The organism is Alishewanella sp. HL-SH06 (genome assembly GCF_052656265.1).
In genome coordinates this window covers 665,650-685,904 of the sequence record NZ_CP199752.1, presented here as the reverse complement: position 1 = coordinate 685,904, position 20,255 = coordinate 665,650, and the positions used below count along the sequence as shown (strand labels likewise).

Here is a 20,255-nt window from a genome sequence, read left to right as displayed (position 1 = left end):
TAATGGACACGTCAAAACTTTATTTAGCTGATTTTCCAGAGGAACACAAACTCAAAAATATTGATATTGTCTCGCTCTACCATGAGAGACGTTTTGATGAACTGGATTCGGTAGTTATTTGTAAAGATAGGCATGGTCAGATAATTTCATTTTTTGGCGAACATAATTGGGATTGCTTTCCATTTTCACGAAGGAAAGACAGAAACAACCTAGCCACAAATGAGTTTTCAAACAATCCTGAACTGCAACGCGAATTAAAACTAATTACTTTTGGCTGGCTTTTTAATATAAATAAAAAAAAGAAAAAAGCCGTAACGTTTTCGTCGGTTTTATCACGACTAGACAAAATGAAGATTGCCTATCGTTTCTTAAATGATCACAATTACACCACCCTTCGAGAGCTCTCAAAACCAAGCCTATGGCAGGCATTTGAGGCTTATCTGACAGATCAAAACTATACGCAAAATACAATTCAAAAAGTTTTTGTTGCGATAAACTCAGCGATACATGCTGAGTCCTGGCACAAACTAGCATTGGGCTTTAGCAAACAGATTAGGTCTAACACAGAGTCAGAGCGACTGAGCAAAAAAGAACCACAACAAACGCTGGCGATACCTGAGCGCTTATGTGATGCGATTTACGGTAAAGCGATTGCACTGATTGAAGGTGCTTATCCTTACTGTCAACAGATTGTTGATACCGAAAAAGCACTGCAAGCCAACTACATGGAAGGCAGACGCATTATCGATGACAAAGTGAAAAGAGGCGGAAAATTTACCTTCATTAATAAAGATGGCAGTATCAACAGCCAAAAATTTGCAACCTCAATTAAAGGCTATACACCGCAACCATCTAAGGAAATAATTGCACCTTTAGCAAAACTTCTTCCTGAGATTGAACTTTCAAATGCCATTGATTTTCAGCGCTATTTGAGTAATTTAATAACGGCCAGTTACATAGTCTGTGGTGGGTTTAGCGGAATGCGCGACTCCGAGTTGAATAAACTTACCCCACACAGTTATTACAAAGACAGCTTTGAAGGTCGTGATTATCACATGTTGCAATCACACACCTTTAAACTGGGTGAAAAAAGAGAAACGTGGGTCACGGCTGCATCATCAAAAATAGCCATAGAGCTAATGTCAACTCTGACCGAGCATTGGCGAAATGAAGTCGTTTATCCCGACGATAAATATACAAATACCCTATGGGTTAACCAAAAAGCTCGTTCAGTCCCTCCTGTCACAATTACACATTGGAATCTGCGTTTAAAGAATTTCTGTCGGCAATTTGGTTTCATTGTTACCGAGGCAGACTACCAAGAGTGCCTTGAATCTAACCCTCGCTCACTGTCGCTAATTGAACATTTTGTGAAGATAGGTCAACCGTGGCCCTTATGCACTCACCAGTTTAGGCGTACCTTAGCGTTTTACTGTATCAAGAACCGCTTGGGAACATTGGTGGCACTTAAACAGCAATTTAAGCACCTCTATCTAGCAATGACCGAGTGGTATACCAACGGTGGCAAACTGGCAAGCCTCCGCGATTTGAAGGTAGATGGTCAAATTATTAATTTACTTAACGCAATCAATGCAGAAACTACTGCCAATAAAATATTCCAGCAGTGGCACTCGGATGAAACACTGTCAGGTACACACGGTAAAGCCATCATGAAAATGCGTGGTGATGTGCCAACCATCTATAGTTCTTGGGAGGTAATATACAAAGCCGTTAAAGACGGAAAGCTCACCCTGCACGGCTCATTACATAGCTATTGTAAGAACGGATACGAATGCGATATGGATGGCGTAGTTGCACCTCAGTTTTGTGTGGACTGCAGCGCCGGCGGCAGCATTATTGATGAGCAGCAAGCGAAATGGTGGCAGAAAAAACACCGCAGCTTAACCGCTTATATGGCATCCGGTGAAGATATCTCTGTTAGTGAACGCAGTCATTATATAACCCAAATTCGTGCAGCAGAGCTTGTCATGGCCGACTTTAATATTCCATTTTCGGCTTTCGAAGCAGATTTAAGGACAATTGCATTATGAGTAAGAGTGAAAATACCCTTTTACTACTTGAAGCTGCTCTTGAACGCATTGTGCAAGGTAAGCCTAAACGCATACCGACCTTCCGCAAACTCAGCGTAAGAGCCGTTGAGGAAGAGGCAGATTTGGGGAATGGCAGCGGCTATTACTACCCTGAATTTGTGACGAAAGTAAAACAAGTCAAAGCCGATATTGCGGAGGCAAAGGGGGAATATGTACAACCTGAAATTCAATCAGTTCGAACTAAGCTAAATGAACAAAAGAGGATCAAAAATAATTTCAAAGAAAAGTACGAAGCTGAGAGAGCAAAGTTAGCGTTGTTTGCAGCTAATCAGCATCATCTTAACGATAAGCTGGTTCAAGCCTTTGCTCGTATCGACGAACTGGAATATGAGAATGCTGAGCTTAAAGAAAAACTGGCAGAAACTAATAGAAATAAGGTAACAGCTATTCGTCAGTAAAGCTGATCCATCAAACCTGTGGGCTTAAGCATTAATCGCAAGCTGGGGATCTTTTGTGATCCACAAAAAGAGCGTCTAAAAGCATTTTAGCGAAAGTGTGACATATCACACATTGAGGCGAGCTTAGAGTGAATTCCGGCCAGGTTACTGCGTGGTAGGACTAAATTACTCTCATATTTGTTGGGCAGTTATCACCGGCAGATTATGAAGAAAAAGCTAATCTCAACAAGGTTAATGAGTGTCTATGAGATTAGGGGAAGTCCACTGAGCCAGGCACGTCTGAAGGTGATAAGTTTGATACCTTGGCAAAGATGATCGAAGAGTATGATGATATTCATCACAAGCTCAACGAGTAATCCAGTGCCTGATTACTAATTGAATCGTCACTAAGTGCCAAAAGCAGACATTTTGGTTCATAGAGATAAGGCTGGTTTTTTAATAATTTAGACAGATTATTGATAATCTGATAAGCCACGACAGAAAGGGTCAGGTGATGAAGGTCATATTCACGGCTTACAAGATAGGGTAATGGAAGTTAAGAGCCAATTTAGAAATTATATTAACAACATAGATTATTCTTTCACGCCTTAACCAGCAGTTTGACTTTGAGTCTGACCCAACTGATAATTAGTTTATTAAAATAAAGCCACCTAAAGGTGGCTTTATTGATTTATTTCTTTTCAAACAACAACTCTTTTCCATTTTTATACACTGCTGCATATGACCTGTTTACTGTAATTCTCAATGGTTTATTTACAGCAACGAAATTAAAATAGTCAGGCATCATTAAGTATCCTTTGTAATTTCTGGCAAGCGCGTCATTGAAAAAATGACCGAATTCAATTTTAAATGTTACTATATAAAAATCTTCGCCATTTAAAGTTGTTTTACCTGCTATTGATAGCAAACCACCAAGCTCACAATATTTTGAAATATTGCTTGTGTCTTCAAAGAAATTACTATCCGGTATCTTTGGAAAGCCGGCTTTATCATAATCTCCATCTATTGATGAAAATTTGTATGAGTCTCTACAGGCTGTATCATCGAAGAAAATAAAGTCCGTGTTAAACAAATGACTTCTTCTTTTGTCATTTAGGGTAAATGAACCAAGCCATTTGAGATTTGGATAATCAGCAACGATTGACCCCTTTACCTTTTCGCCAAGAATTTCTTGCACAGATTTGAATATATTATTTTCATCAACAGATTTAACAGGTATTAAATCTACAATTGTCGGTTTCCAATCTACCTGTCTGTTCACACCTTGACTCAATGACTCATGCGCTATCACACCAAAAATACCTTGGCTTAATAAACCTATGCCCGCGTCAAAGGTTCTCATTCCCGCACCAATTCTGCCTGTATTAGCCTGAGTACCATCAGCAAAATCACGCATGCCATTACCTACACCTGCTGGCTGCGCCATACGAGCGACGTTTAGCGCTTCAGAAATGGAGTCGTCCCAAACGTAAGGTTTATCTGATAACACGTTTAACACAGGGTACTGACTAACAGAGCCTGAATCGCTGCTGGTGTTGGCGCAACTGGTCATTATTAAAGTGGTGAATGTAGCAAATGCGAATATGGCAATCCTTTTCATGGACATGTCCTTTATGTAAAATTTTATGATAATAAAAGCCTAATTAATGAGCAAGAGTAAATTTATTAAATTAATTTATGTAAATTTGAACGGGAATTATGCAAGTTGGGATACAGTAAACTTTTCAGCTGATGTCTGCTATTCGCTCATATCAGTCAGGCTATATCACCAAATTTCATTTCCTGCAGCAATTGAAACAGTTCTTTACGATTTTCATCTGTTAAAAGCAGGATGCGTGGGCACTGGCCTTCCAGTCTTGGGATTGGCGTATCCAACCATTCATTCATTAAAATAAGGTTGTAATTGAAAAAAATATTCAGCTCATCCAGCAGTTGCCATTCTGAAAACTCTGTGTTTTTTTGCATGTGGTTTCCGAAATTATTGTTAAGCTGATATCAGTTAGCTCATTTTGACTTTATCAGCTAACAAGAGCATTACTTCTTTTAAAGTTACACTCAATAACCATTAAACATCAGAAAAAATTGAAAATACTTTTTGACGGTACTGCCCCTGCAACCGGAATAACAGAGCATTATTTCCAATCTCTGAAGTATTGTCTGTGTTCTCTGACTGCGTGCACTTCCAATTATCAGCATTAAGAATGCTTGGAGCTTCGTAGCCTGAATTCGGCTCTTTCCCTCCTCGAATTTCAGAGGAACTGGCTTCTGTCGCCCCTCTTACTTTTTCAACCTTTAGAATTTTATCCGGTATATCTTGTTGCAGCCTTTCAGCAAATTCAAGAAGTGATGGTTCTGCAAATGAAAACAACCACCCGTGACCATTGACTATACCAGGAATTAGCCTTAGAACACGTCCCAAAACCTGCCTAAAAAATAGCTCTGTTCGTATCAAACTGAGGTGAGCGCATACTCGCAACCTTGGGATATCGGTACCCTCAGAAACCATACCAATACTAATAATCCATTGGGTTGTCATCGTTTTGAACATGTTGATTTTTTTATGGGCATTTGGATCTTTATAGCTCACAAGAATCGATGATTGACGAAAATCACAAAGAAGCATCTGAATCCTGACCGCCTCTTCAACAGAACTAGCAACGACCAGCCCCCCTGCATTTTCATGTTCAAGCCTAGCCCTTGCCAGCTGTTTTACTGCCGCAGACATTAAAAACATGAGTGCCTCATCGTTCCTAAGCACTTCAGAATACCTAAGTTCGGAATTTTTAATGGCTGAGCTCAGTGATTCATAAGTCTCATTAGCAACTTTCAGCTGATCATTATCAATAAGTGTGACCATGGGTCGACGACATACCCCGTCTCTTATTGCCTCTGCTATACCATAGCTATAGTCGCATTTGATTGTGTTATCTGGATCAATATAAGTTGCTAAAGAAATTTTAGTTGAATCAGAGCGCCATGGCGTCCCCGTCATTGATAGAATCAGGTTTGCATGTTGTCCAATCGTTAAAAGAACTTCTCGACCCCACGCATTTGCAAGATCAGGATCATCGCCTGAACAATGGTGAATTTCATCAAATACCACCAAAACCCGGTATTTTTCTAAAAATGACCAGTCAGCAGTTTTACTGCTCGCCAAATATTGATAACTGAATACGCCGCCGGCAGCGCCAAGTTGTCCATGCATAGGTCGATTTAATATCGAAGAAAATGTTGAACGCATACCATCCAGGACTGATATGGATGGCGCAAAGCAAACAACATAGTCAATAACCCCTTTACTAAATAACTCCTTTGCAACAGTGGCCGCCATCACTGTTTTCCCAGCACCTGGCGTAGCCAGAACAAAGAAGTGTTTTTGACCAGCAGAGAATCGATTTAAAGCCAGGTCAACACAACTAGCCTGCCAATGACGAAGTTGCATCGATTTTCTCCTTTAGCAGGTTTTCGACTGCGGTTAGACGGCCCTTAAAATGAGCAGCTCGAGATTTCGCATCGATGAACTTTTCTTCTAGGTAGTCTTTTAAATTTGGCAATTTCAGCGATAGATCTTGATATTCCTGAGCCTCAGCACTGGCTTCAGCGAGGGCTACACTGTACTCGCTAATAAGTCGGCTAACTTTTTCAAAAGGATTCTTCGGGTTAACAATCTCTTTTGGTGGTTCACTGATAAGGGTAATGGTATCTAAAAGTCTCAGGCCTTGTTCTGTCAGCGCGTAAAATTTTTCACTTTTATCAGACGTATCTTTTACCGCTTCAACAATCCCTTTTTTCTCAAGAACCCACAATGCCTTGTAAATTATCGCATTAAAGTGTTTCGTTGATTGGGAGTTAACTGCACCTTTGCAGAGACTTCTTAATTCGTTGAGAGTGAATTCATTAATTCCATTGCGCTTGATAAGCGCCAAAACTGTGTTGCGCACTGACATACTGCATTCCTGATAGTGACAAAGTGACATTCCCCTAACAAATACTTAGGATTCCTAAGTATACTATGCGAATGCAAAATTAGACAATCTAGGAATTAAGCTCTATCTCATGGAAATGCTTTGGAATTATCGTAAGCGTAACAACAACCACACCTTGCGGTGTGGCTGGTGATCAGTAAGGCAGGAGTTGTTGCAGTTGCTCGTGGGTATTGGCTTTGGGCAGCTCTGTCAGCAAGCGGCATAAGTAATCATACGGTTCCAGACCATTGATTTTGGCGGTTTCAACCAGGCTGTACAGCGCCGCACTGGCTTGTGCACCCGTCTTGGTATTGGCAAACAGCCACGCCTTGCGACCAATCACGAACGGTTTGACCGCGCGCTCAGCACGGTTGTTGTCGATATTTAATCGGCCATCACCCAGATAGCGGATTAGTTTGGGCCACTGATTCAGGCTATACGTGATAGCCACTCCCAGTAAACTTTCTTTCGTGACACTCTCGCTTGATTTATCCAGCCAGCTTTTAAATTGTTCTAGCAGTGGTTTAGCTAGTGCTTGTCTGGCGTCATACTTCTTATCAGGCGGCGCAGTTTTTAATTTACTCTCCAGTGCATAGAGTTTCTGGATGTGGTTAAGGGCCACATCCGCTTTACCCGTTTTGCCTTTGCCCTGTGCTTTTTGGGCTTCAACGAACTTGCGTCTGGCATGCGCCCAGCAACCGACTAAGGTTGCGTGAGTTTTCTCATATCCGGCATAACCATCGACCTGCAGATAACCGTTAAAGCCGGATAAGAAGTCACAGGGATGTTTACTGCTGCGACTATCCTGATAATCAAACAGCACCAGCTTAGGGCCGGTACTTTTCTCTAAGCCACAGCCATATACCCACATGTAACAGGTGCTTTTCTCAACATCTAGCACATTGACCGTGGTTTCATCTGCCCACAGCACCGGCTGTTTCAGAAGCTCAGCTTTCATTAACGCCAGTAGCGGTTTAAGTTTATCTGCACAGGTTATCAGCCAACGACTCATCGTTTGACGACTAAGCTCAATGCCGGCTTCATTAAACAGTTTTTCTTGTCGGTAAAGTGGCATCCCATAGTGCATTTTGCTGCTGATGATTTGCGCCAGTAAACTTGGCGTGGCCATGCTCTTAGGGATAACCGCAGGCGGTACATCGGCAATCTTAATGTCGACCTTAGTGCCATTGGTTTCACACTGCCGGCAGCTGTATTTCAGCCGCACGTTCCTAAGCACCCGGATTTGTGCTGGCACGAACTCGATTTGCTCACTGACTTCTTCACCCATTTGATGCAGCGCATGGCCGCAGCAGGCACAGGTTTTATCGTCAATGTCATGGATAACGTCAACGCGGGGCAATTCAGGAATAATACGCGGCCGACGTGGTTTGACGGTTTTCTCAGCGCTCTCGGTCGTCTGAGTGTCTGGCTCTGTCGCTACGGACTGCTCTTCAATAAGCTGTTCGGCCTCATTTAAGACTTCGCCTTCACCTTCGTAGGTCTCGCTGCTGGGGCTAAATTTCTGATACTTCTTCAGGTTATAGCGCTCCAGCAATTGCTGCAGCTTATCCGACAGCTGCTGGTTAACCCGCTCTAATTTAGCGATGCGTTTGTCTTTTTGCGCCAGTTTTCGCTCAAGCTTTTGCTCATGCTTGGCAAGTAGCGCTGTCTGCTCAAGCAGCATTTTCTTAAGCAGTTCAACGTCATCAGGTAGGGTATCTGGTATCTTTTTCATAGCCGTTATTGTAACGGCCAATTTGGCTAAGTGCTTGGTAAGATTTAGATTGTTTTGGATGCGATCTACAGGATTTATAGCCGATCGGCATATCAACCCACACTCTGGTAATGCAGCGGCTGGTGCGCGGTGATTTTTTGAATATCGACACCTTGCAACAGCCAATGCCATTGCTGCTCGCTAATAGACAACACTTTACCTGGCATCTGCCTTGGCCAGCGAAACGTGTCTTTTTCAAGCCTTTTGTACCACAGACAAAACCCAGTGCTATCCCAGTACAGCACTTTTAACCGGGTACGCTGCCGATTACAGAACACAAACAATGCGCCGCTAAATGGCGAGAGCTGCATCTCTTGCTCGACCAGCAACGATAAGCCATTAATGGATTTGCGAAAATCGACCGGCTGTTTATGCAAATAGACCTTAAGCACATCGAGGAACATTTTCATGGTCAAAGTGCCCTGAGCAAGGCGGCTAACCAGAGTGCATCCGTCCCTGCTGGAAGTTGCAATTCCATATCACGCTTGCGTAGCAGGATATGCCGGGCCAGTGGCGAGCTTTGTGGTGCTAATTCAATGAAACCGGTGTCATCATTCTGATGAGCCAACAACTGGCGTTTACGGAGATTGAAATAGGTCGGGATAATCCCTTGTCGTTTAGCAAATGCCGTTTGAGTAAGGCCACTTTGGGCTTGCTCGGCGAATAAGGCCAGCCATTGTTCTTTAGTGCGTTTCATGATGATTACCCTGATAATTTAAAGAGGCAGACAGGGTAATGTTGATCAGTTAGGATAGGAATGTGTGGTTGGCGTTACGCTTACGAATTATCTCACCCGTTCCCTAAACGCCTTAAGCTTGCGAGGCGAAACAAGGGGCTCACCCAGACGGAGTTGGGCATTCTTATCGGTTTTAACATCGATGTGTCGAGTAGTCGAATGAATCACTACGAGAAAGGCAGGCACATTCCAGACTTTGATACGGCAAAAAGAATTGCCGCGGAGCTCGACGTTCCAGTCGCATATTTCTATTGTGAATCCGAAGAGATTGCAGAGCTGTTATTGTCCTATCACAAGCTAACATCAGAACAGCAGCAACGCGTCATCGCGTTTATTCGTGAACAGAACGAAGCACCTTCTGAAGACTGAGTTGCCTTAGATATACGTCAGCTGATACGTATATATTCTTTTAATCCTTCAGATACCCATTTTATCCAGCATCTGTCCGTACCAAAGAAGCACCTCGCGATAGGACTTAAAATGCTGCTCATAGATATACTGAACGGTATTATCGATGCTGACCACGCTGATCCTAATACCTGTCTTAAACCGGCTAATTTTTGGAAGGGTTAACAAACTTCTGCCCACCCCATGCCAGGTTGCAAGAATATCTTTGAACTGATGCTCATTTACCAACCGCTCTTCCATCATTCGCCTCTCACATTATTAATGTGAATTAAATGTAGCATTTCGGTTTAAGATTTCCAGTTTGGCCGGATTTTTCGGCGCACCCGCTTCAAAGAAAATCAAAAATCGCTATACTGTATTTATATACAGCTTTTGGGTGTTGAGATGTCAGTAGAAATACTCGGGCAGGCTGAGCGTAATCAGCCTGCATTTTTACCGCTATATGGCGATTTAATTTCAGCCGGCTTTCCTTCTCCGGCGCAGGATTATGTTGAACAAACACTGGATTTAAATGAACTCTGCATTCGCCATCCTGCTGCTACCTTTCTGGTTAGGGTAAGCGGCGATTCAATGAAGGATAAAGGGATATTAGATGGCGATGTCTTGGTGGTAGACCGCTCTGTGAATGCTGTTCATGGCAGCATTATTGTGGCCGCTTTGAATCGTGAATTTACCGTAAAGGAGCTATGCCTTAAGCCGGTTAAGCAGTTACTACCTCATAATAAGGCGTATCAGCCTATTCCTCTAACCGAGCAGGATGAGTTTGAGGTCTTTGGTGTAGTGGTTAGTGTGGTTCGCAAAATGGTGTATTGATGAGCCCGTGTTTTGCCCTGGTTGACTGCAACAACTTTTATGCAAGCTGTGAAACGCTATTTCGTCCTGATTTGAAGGGGCGGCCGATTGTCGTGCTATCCAACAACGACGGTTGTGTGGTTGCGCGCTCGAAAGAGGCAAAGGCTCTGGGCATTAAAATGGGTGTACCAGCCTTTGAATTAAAGCGACTGTTTGAAGACGGCACGTTACTCGCTTATTCATCGAATTATGCGCTTTATGCCGATATCTCTGCCCGGGTGATGAGTACGCTTGAAATGTTAGCGCCGGCAGTTGAAGTCTATTCGATTGATGAAGCGTTCATTGATTTGACTGGCGTATCACATTGCGTCGATTTAACGGCATTTGGGCAATCTGTGCGACATACCATCCAGCAAAACATTGGCATCACGGTTTGTGTTGGGATTGCTCCCACCAAAACCCTGGCTAAGCTGGCGAATTATGCCGCCAAAAAATGGCACAAATCAGGTGGCGTGGTCGATTTAACGGATAAAACCCGGCAACGTAAACTGATGGCATTGTTACCTGTCGGTGAAGTCTGGGGTATTGGCAGTAAACTCTCTGCAAGGCTTAACAAACTCGGTATTCACACTGTTCTGGATTTGGCTGATTCCAGCCCCTCTTTTATCAAGCAGCAATGCTCTGTGGTTGAATCACGCATCGTAGCAGAGCTTAATGGCGAATCGTGCCTGGCGTTAGAGCAGGTTGCTCCCACCAAAAAACAAATTGTCAGCTCCCGGGCCTTTGGTGAGCGCATCACCTCAAAAGATTTGATGCACGAAGCTATCGCTGAATACATCAGCAGAGCCTGCCAGAAACTGCGTAAAGAAAAGCAGCAAGCCAAGCAGTTAACGGTGTTTGTCCGCACCAGTCCGTTTAGCGACCGGCAACGAGACCCATACTATGCCAATAGCATCACCACCTCCCTGGCACATCCCTCGGCTGACACGCGGGATTTTTTGTCAGTAGCAACGAAGCTGCTCGATAAAATCTGGAAAGACGGATACCGCTACGCCAAGGCCGGTGTCATGCTTGCTGATTTTTATGATGAAGGCGTATATCAAGTTGATTTATTTGAGCCTGCGCCTCCTGCCTATCAGAGCAAAGCGCTGATGACGGTGATTGATACCATCAATGCCAAAACGGGCAGCAAGGTCTGGTTTGCAAGCCAAGGCGCATCACAGGCATGGAGTATGAAGCGTGCGATGTTATCGCCGCAATACACAACGAAATGGACGGATTTACCGGTAGCCAAGTAAGTTCTATAAAATCACACATAATTGATTTAAGGCATAATTGCGCATAGTATTTCGGTTGAGGGTCCTGGCATATCACTGCAACCTGCAGACCACCAGGAACATGGGAATGGCCGGTCGATTTGATTGGCCTTTTTCTTTATTAAACTATGCCTACCGAGCTAATCAAAGCAAGACGCTTGTTCTTTTTTTACATAAGGGACGCCATGAGTTATACCGTTGAAATTACCAAGGACAACCTTATCCCAATTCCTGATACGCTCTGTGCTGAGCTAGGATTTACCGTTGGGGATATACTGGTTTGTGCGATGGATAAAGATCGTGCTGAAATCAGCATGAAAAAGCATAGCGACCAAACACTAACTGACGAACAGATCTCTGCTGCAGGAAATTTAACGCGTTTGGTAAGCCTTGAAGCTGCCAAGTGATTGCGGATGCAAGGCACTCCCTCAGGGCATTTTAAGGTAACAAGATGACAATCGACTGTTCGGCGACAATTAGGATGACCGGTTGACGACAATTATCTTGGCCGGTTGGGTGTCACAATAGGTACCTTGTTTTCTGTTCGGAGTTCAAGGTGCCTGGACAACATATCACCCAACGACAAGAGGAGCTGTATATGCAGCATCGCCAACAAGGCATGACTCAAGAAATCGCTGCCGCGAAGTCTGCCATTTCCACCCGAACTGCCCGACGTATTGAGCAGTCCAACACCTTACCCCGCGCTAAAGCTGATAGAGATTGGCGCACCCGCGAAGATCCACTGGAAGCTGTATGGGAAACCGAATTGGTTGTGCTGTTAAACGCCAAGCCCGAGCTCACGCCCATTACTTTGCTGGAGCATTTGCAGGCGCACTACCCAGACCAATATGACCAGCGAGTTCTGCGCACCCTGCAGCGGCGGGTTAAGCAGTGGAAAGCGCTACATGGCCCGGAGAAAGACGTCATCTTCCGCCAGCAAGCCCAAGCCGGTTTACAGGGCTTCTCCGATTTCACTCATCCTGATAGCCCGGTCACCATTAAGCAGCAGCCCTTTGCCCATTTACTGTATCAGTTCCGCCTCGCTTATAGCGGCTGGCGTTCAGTGACGGTGGTTCAGGGGGGTGAGAGTTATTCTGCCTTGTCTACCGGCTTACAGCGTGCGCTGACGCAGGCCGGTGGCTGTCCGGTAGAGCACCGCACCGATAGCCTCAGTGCCGCCAGAAACAACACACAAAACGTTTGGACAGATGCCTATCAGGACTTGTGCGAGCATTACAACATGACGCCGACAAGGAATAATTTAGGGCAATCGCATGAGAATGGCGTGGTGGAATGCGCTAATGGCTCATTTAAGCGCCGCCTGGCGCAGCACCTGCTGCTTCGTGGCCACAGTGACTTTGACAGTATCGAAGCCTATCAGGCCTTTATTGACCAAATCGTCGGCAAGCTGAACCAGCGCTCACGCAGCCGCTTTTTAGAAGAGCAGCAAGCCCTGCAGGCCTTACCGGAGTATGGTGCTGTTGATTACACCTTACTGAGCATTAAAGTCACCCGTAGTGCCACCATCGAAGTGCGTCGTGTGGTGTACAGCGTGCCATCCCGGCTGATTGGTGAGCGCCTGCAGGTACGACTGTATCATGACAAACTGGTGCTCTATGTGGGCCAGCAGGTGGCATTGACCTTGCCAAGAATTTACCCGGCACCCGGCCAAAGCCGCGCGAGGTGTATTAACTACCGGCATATTATCGGCTCACTGGCGGCTAAACCGCAGGCGTTTCGTTTCTCGCAGCTGCGGGATAACATCTTACCTGACGACAATTACCGTGAGCTGTGGCAGTTAGTGGATGATGCCTTACCAGCACAGGAGGCCTGTAAATGGATCGTCACGGTGCTACGGTTGGCCTGTGAATATGATAGCGAACACGCACTGGGTGAAACTCTGCTGCAACAGGCCAGAGTGGGGCAATTTGAGTGTACCCAGACTATCCAGGCGCGCTTCTTTACACCGCAACGTGCGCCAGAGCTGAAGAGTCAGCAGCACAGCCTGCAAAGTTATGATGCGCTGCTGTCTTCATTAAAGGCCCAGGCGAAACACGATGTGGAGGTGCCATTTTGACCTCCTCCGTTGCATTACTGCTCAAAGAATTACGGCTGCCGGCGTTCGTCAGACACTATGAAAAACTCTGGCAAACCGCGGTAGAAAAAGGCTGGTCGCACAGTGACTATCTGGCGGCCTTATGCGAATACGAGCTCGCAGAGCGCTTTACACGGCGTACACAAAGTTGGGTGCGCGAAGCCAAGTTAGCACCGGGAAAAACCTTAAGCGCTCTGGATAACAGCGTGCTAAGCCGGGCAAATCAAGCGCTGATCGCTAAGTTGCATCAAGAACTGTCCTGGGCGCATCATGCCGATAACATCCTGCTGATAGGCCCCAGTGGCACCGGCAAAACCCACCTGGCCAATGCACTGGGTTACCGGCTGATAGAGCAAGGCATACGCTGCAAACTGTTTCCGGCTATCGGTCTGGTACAGCAGTTACAACAAGCCAAGCGCGAATTGGATCTGATGAGCGAGATGAGCAAGCTGGACAAGTATCAGGTGATCATTATTGATGACATTGGTTATGTGAAGAAAACCGATGCAGAAACACAGGTACTGTTTGAGTTTATCGCGCATCGATATGAAAGCGGCAGCCTGATCATTACAGCTAATCAGCCGTTTAGTGCATGGGATCAGATCTTCCCGGACAGCATGATGACGGTAGCGGCCATAGATCGGCTGATCCACCACGCGACAATTATAGAATTAGAAGGGGAAAGCTATCGGAAACAACATCAGTTAAAACAGGCTGAAGCCAGATAAAATGCGAAAACCTAACCGGCCATCATAATTGACGCGAACCGGCCAAGATAGTTGACGCCGAACACAAATCGACACAGCTATAAAAAACGATCAAGAATATGAAGCTGCATTAAAAGCAATTGAGCAACTGCTTGAAGCTGAGCCAGACACGCCTGATGGTGATAAGTTTGAGGAATTGGCTAAGATGATCGCAGAATATGATGATATTCATTACAAGCTAAACGAGTAATTCAGTGCCAAGTTGCTCTTTGAATCGTCACAATGTGCCAATTGCAGACATTCCAACTTTAAGGCTGTAAAGTCCGCTTTTAGGTGTTAGCAGAACGCCCCGCGCATGCGCGCGAACTTGTGAGCGTCGCAGGGGCCACAGGCCCCGAATGACGCGGTTTGTTATAAAGAAACTTAGTTGAGACTATTCTTGTCCCTTCCTATCAAAATTCTCATAACACCATCTTTGGTTTCATGGTTAAACATGACGGGAGCACTTTTATCTCTCCATTCTTGCTCGCTGAGGGATTTTGAAAATAAGGTGCCCAGTAGTAGTGCATTATCATCATTTGCTATGATTTTTAACTCACAAAGAGTCCTTTTACAAGTTAACTCTTGTATATCGAACTTACGATCTTCGTCTGACGCAATGAAATCACGGATATTTGCTTCATACTGATACGCCCAACTCCCATCAACTTCTTCCTCCCTAAATTGTGTAAGGGCTTTATCTTCAAAACTTGAAATACTTTCACCACTTCTCATTCTATTTGCAAAGGCTAATAGTACATCCATATCAGTTTTTGTTTCTGAGCTATTATCCTCTGAAAATTCAGGTTTCTCTTCAGATGCGGCTGGAATAGTAGCCAGCTCAGATACCACCGGATAACTTTTCAGTTCTATTACTTCGTCATTTAATGAAGCAGTTGGCGCTTCGCTGTTATTTAATTCCTGTTGATACACAGATAAATCATTTCTAAGCTTTTCAAGCTCTCTAACCAACTGTAAGTTATGCTGACTTAAAGCGATATTATCTTGTTCTAGCCTTTCACTAGCACTGTCAAATTTATATACGGCAAATCCAGAGGCTAGTGTCGTAACAGCAAGAACAGTAATTAGCACATTTGATAACTTCACGAAATCTCCTTATTTCTCGTTTCTTTATAACGCAGCCAGCAGCGGCCGAAAAGCCGCGCAGCGGGTTTGAGGTCCAGCGACCAACGGGAGCGTTGCTGACTGGCCTTGTTATGAGCTTGCGATTTCAATTTCGCATTCTCTTACTTCTATGTCTTTTCCAGATTCTGTTTCAACAATATAAAGGATGTTCGGCTCAAATTTAATAACTGACACAACCGAGCCAGCTTCTCCAGCGTGGTTTCCAGAAGAAACTACAACATAATCGTTCATCACGAAGCGTACGCCGGGCAATCTTTCTCCACCGAGCCATCTATTATGTAGGTCCATCTCTACGCTCATGATCTTCCCTCATAACGCATTACTCACCGGAAAATGACGAGCGCTAGCGAGTTATTTGTCCGGTGCAGTAACTTGTTAGCAGCAAACACCATACTTTCGCGGCGTTGCCGCCATACAATGTTGACAGTTGAAACTGCACCCATAAATTAAAAAACTAACCAGCGTGCAAGCTACGATACCGCGAAATGGCTGAAACTTTAAAAACCTTGTGCACGTGGAGCTGCATCTACTGACTGTCAGGTAGCTTCGGAACTAGCGCCAATATCAATGTCGCAATTGGCCCTAAAATTAATGAAACTAAAAACCAAACTAAACCGCTACGATTTTTGCCTTGGGCTAGTACTGCATTAATTAGCATTAACGTTCCCCATCCGACAAAATATTGCTTACCAACCTCAATGTATTCAGGACTCAAAAGAATCTCCTTTTCTCGTTTCTGATAACGCAAAGCACACGGGTGACGACCGCGTAGCGGTTGGCATCCCAGCGGCCGAAGGCCGCGAGTGATGCGCCTTGTTAGCAGTGCGTGTGCTGTCACAAATATTTAACTGGAATGCTTTTTAACTAAAAAAGTAAATTTTTGATCGTTAAAATTAAATTCTGCTGGTTGGTCAAGCTCTAAGACAACCTCTGCTTCGCTTTTGTAAGCGCCACCTGCAAAATCAAAGTTAACTAGAACCTGACTATCTGTTTTTTTACTCACTACAACCGCAAAGCTCTGCACTTGCTCGTTTGAAAAAGATGCACTTTTACCTTCATCAACACGAAAAACCAGCTCGCCAGAGTATTCTGTACCGGCACTGTAAGAAGCGGAAACATCATAGGTTTCTGCTGAAACAGCTAGACTCATGCCTAAAACAACTGCACTGATTAGTAATTTCTTCATTTTTTACTTCCTTTTAAGGTTGGGGTTAATTGCACTGCTAACAGTTATTATGTAGACCTCTCAGTAACATCCGAAAGGCAAAACAAATTTATACCTATGAGTTTACTGAAAATCAATAACTTAAGAAGCTAATTAAGGGCTTAATTTACTTTTAATTTACGACATTACTGAGACTTCTCAGTAATGCCTCCACCCCAAAACGGGGTAATATTATTAATATCAATACCTTATCTTGATTTGGCCTCCTTATCATCAGGTGTTACTGAGAAGTCTCAGTAACACACTCGATAATCAACAAAGGAGCTTACATGACTCGTTCACCTTTCCTTGAAAGCATCAGACAGGTTATGCGAACCAAGCATTACTCAATTCAGACTGAAACATGTCCGGTTTTCAGTCAAACCAGACATTCGTAAGGGGATTTTTGTTCGAGGGCAATCTCTGCTTTTCGCTCATTCCCGACAGTAGACCTCGGTTGCCAGGCAGCTAAGTGCCGAAACCGGAAATTCACTGAGATTCGATTGAATCGGCACTTTTCACTGAAAGCGGACATTGCCTCTTTCATAACAGAACAAAGTGTCTCGAAAATTTTGAGACAATATCAATCAATTTACTCAAGATCTCTGGTGTAATTCATTCGAATAGCCACTAAACCAAAGATGTCACCCGAATTTAAGCTTCATTTTACTTTTTTCCATGTACTGGATTTAGATGAATTACCAGGGCCACACATTTTCATGAAACTTTTCTTCTTTCTCTTGGGTTTAGCTTCGCTGGCATTTTCCGTAATTGATATCGGGTTAATGCCATGAACTTTTAAATTATGTTCGTCTAGTTTTCTACCTTCTATAGCTTTACCGCATATCTGACAGAGAATTTTTACTGATTTGACCATGACTTTACCTAAACCCCATTTAACCTATCTGATAATAATTAAGAGTACCATCTGGTCAAGTTATCCCACGTCTTCCATTTTATAAAATAGATACGAACCTTGTTTAATTTGTGATTAATTTGTAAAGTATAAAGAGCTATTGTCTAAAGTTATTAGATGTAAAGTCGCTTTACAAAATAGTAGAAGCATTCGCCAGCTTTTATCTCATGCAATTTATGTTTGGTGCGTGAGTTTGAATGTTTTGGTGGTCAGTGATTAGAACTGATGGTCATGCTAAAGTGAAACCAATGGAAACTTGGGGGAACAATTTTCTTCATTCATTTTCAGTCACAAAGACGCATAATTCCGTAGGTAAAGTATGAGTCAATTCAGGGCTTTATGGACATAATCCGCAATAAATTATGGATTACTTCGTCTTTTTCCATGTTCTAGCTGAGGTTTTGCCGCTAGAGCTAATTAATACCATGCCAGGCCCGATTTTTCCCGGCTTCAGCTTTCTCTTTTTCTTTGCGTTATTCTTTAATTTTTGTGATAACTGGGAAAGAAATGAGTGTGATTTAATTAGCAGCTTTAGCTTATGTTCAGCTGCTAAATCACCTAAAAGAGCACTAGTAGCCAGGTCGTTAGCTTCCTTTAAAATTTCGTCTTTCTTATCCATTAGTAAGAAGTGCTCTGTATCATCGTTAAAAATGATGATGCACAATACTTGTATAAGCTGTCAATACCGGGTTTCAATCACGGCTTTGCTATAAGAGCTGACATTCACACAGAAATTTTGGTGAAGGGGGTATTTCCGCTTTTCGCTCATTACCGTCGAAATTGTGTTACTTGTGACGCTTCTTTGAAATATTTTTTAGGTGCATTTTTTTATGCTCTTTAAAGATCTTAACTTTGATCCTGAACATCTTTAGCAATTTGTGCGGAGATCCCAAAAGATTTTGCCCATTGACATTTAACCCTAAAACTTCGCAAAAAAATCAGTAACCGTTGACGATTTATAGCTGCAAAAGTGAGGGAAAGAACAAAACTAACTAACCAAGAGTTACATGTATCAAGAGGCTGGTCAAAAAAGCATTGGCTTGCTGTGACATGTCACACTTAGATAATTATGAATTAAGGTGGTTTTTTACCGGATCGTTCAAGATCCGACGCTTTTAGCAGATCATGTAATAATTGGTTTCCGGGGCGCCTTTTTATCTTGCTCACGGGCTAAGGGAACTAAAAAAGCTCCGGCATCACTACCCCAGTTGCCTGGTCCCGGTCAGTAGTGGCCTAACTATAATAACGAGTTTGGGTCAGCAGACAAAGTAAGGAGCGATATTTTTTGCACGAATCACGGCAGTTCCTATAAACGTCAACTACCACATATATTGTTATTGGTTGTTACAATATTGAACAACATGTCAGTCTAAGCTAATGTACAACTCTCTTGCGTGTTTACCTAAAAACGGAATTTAGGATGGAGTTCAGAACACTCAAAGATGGTCGGGTTATCCCAATAGCTAACCCGATACCATCGACTAGTCATTCAACAAATCGGCCTGTACCGCAAAAGCCTAAAAATTATCAGGGTTACAGAAACCGTGAAGCCTTCACGATCCCGAATTACACCTGCAAATCCTGTGGCGGTTCTGTTTTTTACTACGAGCATCCTAATGGTGCCAAGGTATTATTTGACCAGCTTGGTCCGCCTTGGCCAAAGCATCCTTGCTATGAGCCAAAGTTAAGCATTCCAACATCCGCTGAAGATATAACAGCCGCTTCAATTAAACACTGGCAGCCATTACTGATAAGCCGGGTCGTCAGATTACAGACCGGCGGTTTGCGTATTGAGGCCAGAATTAAACGCGGCAAGCTTCGATTTGAGCTGGATGCCGCCCAGGTAAAAAAACTAGATATTGATGAATACACCTGCAAAGACGCACTTGCAATGGCACAGAGTGAGCCTGGAGCGACCTTAGCGAAAATAGCGCTTCACACCGGTGTCAATCAGTTAGAGGTGGTTTCAACTCGTTTGGAATGGTTGTCTGAACAAGAGAATAATAATCTGCATGATAGTGCTAAGCCTTCTGAATTAGAACTCGCCAACCCTTTTGCTAAGCCATTGGCTATCATTATTAAACCGGTTAAAGAAAAGTCGCATCCAGCAGAGAAAAAAGAAATCCCTATTCTACGGTTAAAGCCTAACCGCACCTCGCAGACGAAAACCAAGCAAAAAGGACAGGTAATAACCCAGCTTTTTCTAGAACAACTGAGTCAAGATTATTACTTAGTTCATGGCACCCATAATCAACAACGTATGGTTTTTGGGTTGGATATAAAATTCCCTAATAATCCGAATGTGTTAAGCTATCTCATCACTAATCCAGACGGTATTTTGCTTGTTCCTGTAGCGAAAGCTGATGATATAAATTTTTCGCTGAAACATGAGAATCGAACCTTTGGTAAGCTCGAATTAAACCCAGATATTACAGTGTATAAAGTTAAATCTGGTCATGACCAAGCAAAGGATATCGCCAGCAGCCAGCGTTCACCTGCAGAGAATCCATTTCGAAACCCGGTGTTGTCGGCATCCTTGCTAAGTGAATTAAAAGCCAAATTCAGACTTAGATAAGTGGCTTAAACAAAGCCTTCTGAAAAAATACAAATACAGCGCGTAAATCACTCATTTTGGCGCGCTTTCGTTA

The 20,255-nt window shown here is 43.6% G+C and carries 23 protein-coding genes; 9 read left to right on the top strand and 14 right to left on the bottom strand.

Translation table 11 applies throughout. The features are described from left to right. Window positions 1–2 precede the first annotated feature (2 nt). Window positions 3–2,051: a hypothetical protein gene (locus ACUJFK_RS03010; protein WP_445426038.1), complete on the top strand. Its 2,049-nt coding sequence runs from the start codon at window positions 3–5 to the stop codon at window positions 2,049–2,051. Next, window positions 2,048–2,509, top strand: a complete 462-nt coding sequence (locus ACUJFK_RS03005; RefSeq protein ID WP_445426037.1) for a hypothetical protein — start codon at window positions 2,048–2,050, stop codon at window positions 2,507–2,509. Before ACUJFK_RS03010 ends, ACUJFK_RS03005 begins: the two co-directional genes overlap by 4 nt. A gap of 670 nt (window positions 2,510–3,179) precedes the next feature. On the opposite strand, the gene ACUJFK_RS03000 is transcribed toward ACUJFK_RS03005, so the two are convergent. The 7 genes from ACUJFK_RS03000 to tnpA form a co-directional block, all read right to left on the bottom strand. Continuing rightward, window positions 3,180–4,109, bottom strand: a complete 930-nt coding sequence (locus ACUJFK_RS03000) for a hypothetical protein (RefSeq protein ID WP_445426036.1) — start codon at window positions 4,107–4,109, stop codon at window positions 3,180–3,182. 155 nt (window positions 4,110–4,264) lie between these two features. After that, window positions 4,265–4,474, bottom strand: a complete 210-nt coding sequence (locus ACUJFK_RS02995) for a hypothetical protein (protein ID WP_445426035.1) — start codon at window positions 4,472–4,474, stop codon at window positions 4,265–4,267. A gap of 100 nt (window positions 4,475–4,574) precedes the next feature. Further along, a complete protein-coding gene (locus tag ACUJFK_RS02990) occupies window positions 4,575–5,951 on the bottom strand; it encodes a DEAD/DEAH box helicase (RefSeq protein WP_445426034.1) in 1,377 nt (458 codons plus the stop codon). Next, complete coding sequence (locus ACUJFK_RS02985) at window positions 5,926–6,456, bottom strand: helix-turn-helix transcriptional regulator (protein WP_306022601.1); 531 nt, start codon at window positions 6,454–6,456, stop codon at window positions 5,926–5,928. Before ACUJFK_RS02985 ends, ACUJFK_RS02990 begins: the two co-directional genes overlap by 26 nt. 172 nt (window positions 6,457–6,628) lie before the next feature. Further along, window positions 6,629–8,209 (bottom strand): IS66 family transposase, encoded by a 1,581-nt coding sequence (gene tnpC / locus ACUJFK_RS02980; protein WP_445425506.1) that lies wholly within the window; start codon window positions 8,207–8,209, stop codon window positions 6,629–6,631. 92 nt (window positions 8,210–8,301) lie between these two features. Then, entirely contained in the window at window positions 8,302–8,658 is a 357-nt protein-coding gene (gene tnpB / locus ACUJFK_RS02975) for an IS66 family insertion sequence element accessory protein TnpB (RefSeq protein WP_445425237.1), read from the bottom strand. 2 nt (window positions 8,659–8,660) lie between these two features. After that, window positions 8,661–8,945 carry an IS66 family insertion sequence element accessory protein TnpA gene (gene tnpA, locus ACUJFK_RS02970; RefSeq protein WP_226752469.1) on the bottom strand — a complete coding sequence of 95 codons (285 nt, stop codon included), beginning with the start codon at window positions 8,943–8,945 and terminating at the stop codon, window positions 8,661–8,663. Between the two features lie 60 nt (window positions 8,946–9,005). Here tnpA and ACUJFK_RS02965 point away from each other — a divergent pair, with 60 nt between their 5' ends. Then, complete coding sequence (locus ACUJFK_RS02965; RefSeq protein WP_445426033.1) at window positions 9,006–9,353, top strand: helix-turn-helix domain-containing protein; 348 nt, start codon at window positions 9,006–9,008, stop codon at window positions 9,351–9,353. A gap of 48 nt (window positions 9,354–9,401) precedes the next feature. Here the strand turns inward: ACUJFK_RS02965 and ACUJFK_RS02960 are convergent, their stop codons facing one another. Continuing rightward, window positions 9,402–9,635 carry a hypothetical protein gene (locus ACUJFK_RS02960; RefSeq protein ID WP_445426032.1) on the bottom strand — a complete coding sequence of 78 codons (234 nt, stop codon included), beginning with the start codon at window positions 9,633–9,635 and terminating at the stop codon, window positions 9,402–9,404. Between the two features lie 141 nt (window positions 9,636–9,776). Between ACUJFK_RS02960 and umuD the strand changes: the two genes are divergently transcribed. The 5 genes from umuD (at window position 9,777) to istB (ending at window position 14,323) form a co-directional block, all read left to right on the top strand. Beyond that, window positions 9,777–10,205 (top strand): translesion error-prone DNA polymerase V autoproteolytic subunit, encoded by a 429-nt coding sequence (gene umuD / locus ACUJFK_RS02955; protein WP_445426031.1) that lies wholly within the window; start codon window positions 9,777–9,779, stop codon window positions 10,203–10,205. Further along, on the top strand, window positions 10,205–11,482 hold the full coding sequence (gene umuC / locus ACUJFK_RS02950; protein ID WP_445426030.1) for a translesion error-prone DNA polymerase V subunit UmuC: 1,278 nt from the start codon (window positions 10,205–10,207) through the stop codon (window positions 11,480–11,482). The genes umuD and umuC overlap by 1 nt, the downstream gene beginning before the upstream one ends. Before the next feature lie 203 nt (window positions 11,483–11,685). Next, window positions 11,686–11,907: a hypothetical protein gene (locus ACUJFK_RS02945; protein WP_445426029.1), complete on the top strand. Its 222-nt coding sequence runs from the start codon at window positions 11,686–11,688 to the stop codon at window positions 11,905–11,907. Between the two features lie 149 nt (window positions 11,908–12,056). Next, window positions 12,057–13,577, top strand: coding sequence for an IS21 family transposase (istA, locus tag ACUJFK_RS02940; protein ID WP_193759634.1), 1,521 nt, complete (start codon window positions 12,057–12,059; stop codon window positions 13,575–13,577). Then, a complete protein-coding gene (gene istB, locus ACUJFK_RS02935) occupies window positions 13,574–14,323 on the top strand; it encodes an IS21-like element helper ATPase IstB (RefSeq protein WP_445426028.1) in 750 nt (249 codons plus the stop codon). Before istA ends, istB begins: the two co-directional genes overlap by 4 nt. A 402-nt stretch (window positions 14,324–14,725) precedes the next feature. Here the strand turns inward: istB and ACUJFK_RS02930 are convergent, their stop codons facing one another. From ACUJFK_RS02930 to ACUJFK_RS02905, 6 genes are all read right to left on the bottom strand, one after another. Next, entirely contained in the window at window positions 14,726–15,448 is a 723-nt protein-coding gene (locus tag ACUJFK_RS02930) for a hypothetical protein (protein WP_445426027.1), read from the bottom strand. Window positions 15,449–15,556: 108 nt separating this feature from the next. Beyond that, on the bottom strand, window positions 15,557–15,787 hold the full coding sequence (locus ACUJFK_RS02925; RefSeq protein WP_445426026.1) for a hypothetical protein: 231 nt from the start codon (window positions 15,785–15,787) through the stop codon (window positions 15,557–15,559). Window positions 15,788–16,013: 226 nt separating this feature from the next. Further along, the gene (locus ACUJFK_RS02920) at window positions 16,014–16,202 is read right to left on the bottom strand and encodes an antitermination protein NusB (RefSeq protein WP_261257931.1); all 189 of its coding nucleotides are present in this window, start codon (window positions 16,200–16,202) and stop codon (window positions 16,014–16,016) included. 129 nt (window positions 16,203–16,331) lie between these two features. Then, window positions 16,332–16,673: a hypothetical protein gene (locus tag ACUJFK_RS02915; protein ID WP_274450032.1), complete on the bottom strand. Its 342-nt coding sequence runs from the start codon at window positions 16,671–16,673 to the stop codon at window positions 16,332–16,334. Window positions 16,674–17,352: 679 nt separating this feature from the next. Beyond that, entirely contained in the window at window positions 17,353–17,568 is a 216-nt protein-coding gene (locus ACUJFK_RS02910; RefSeq protein WP_445426025.1) for a hypothetical protein, read from the bottom strand. A gap of 406 nt (window positions 17,569–17,974) precedes the next feature. Next, window positions 17,975–18,226, bottom strand: a complete 252-nt coding sequence (locus ACUJFK_RS02905) for a hypothetical protein (RefSeq protein ID WP_445426024.1) — start codon at window positions 18,224–18,226, stop codon at window positions 17,975–17,977. An 801-nt stretch (window positions 18,227–19,027) separates the two neighbouring features. Here ACUJFK_RS02905 and ACUJFK_RS02900 point away from each other — a divergent pair. Then, a complete protein-coding gene (locus ACUJFK_RS02900; protein WP_445426023.1) occupies window positions 19,028–20,182 on the top strand; it encodes a hypothetical protein in 1,155 nt (384 codons plus the stop codon). Window positions 20,183–20,255: the final 73 nt, after the last annotated feature.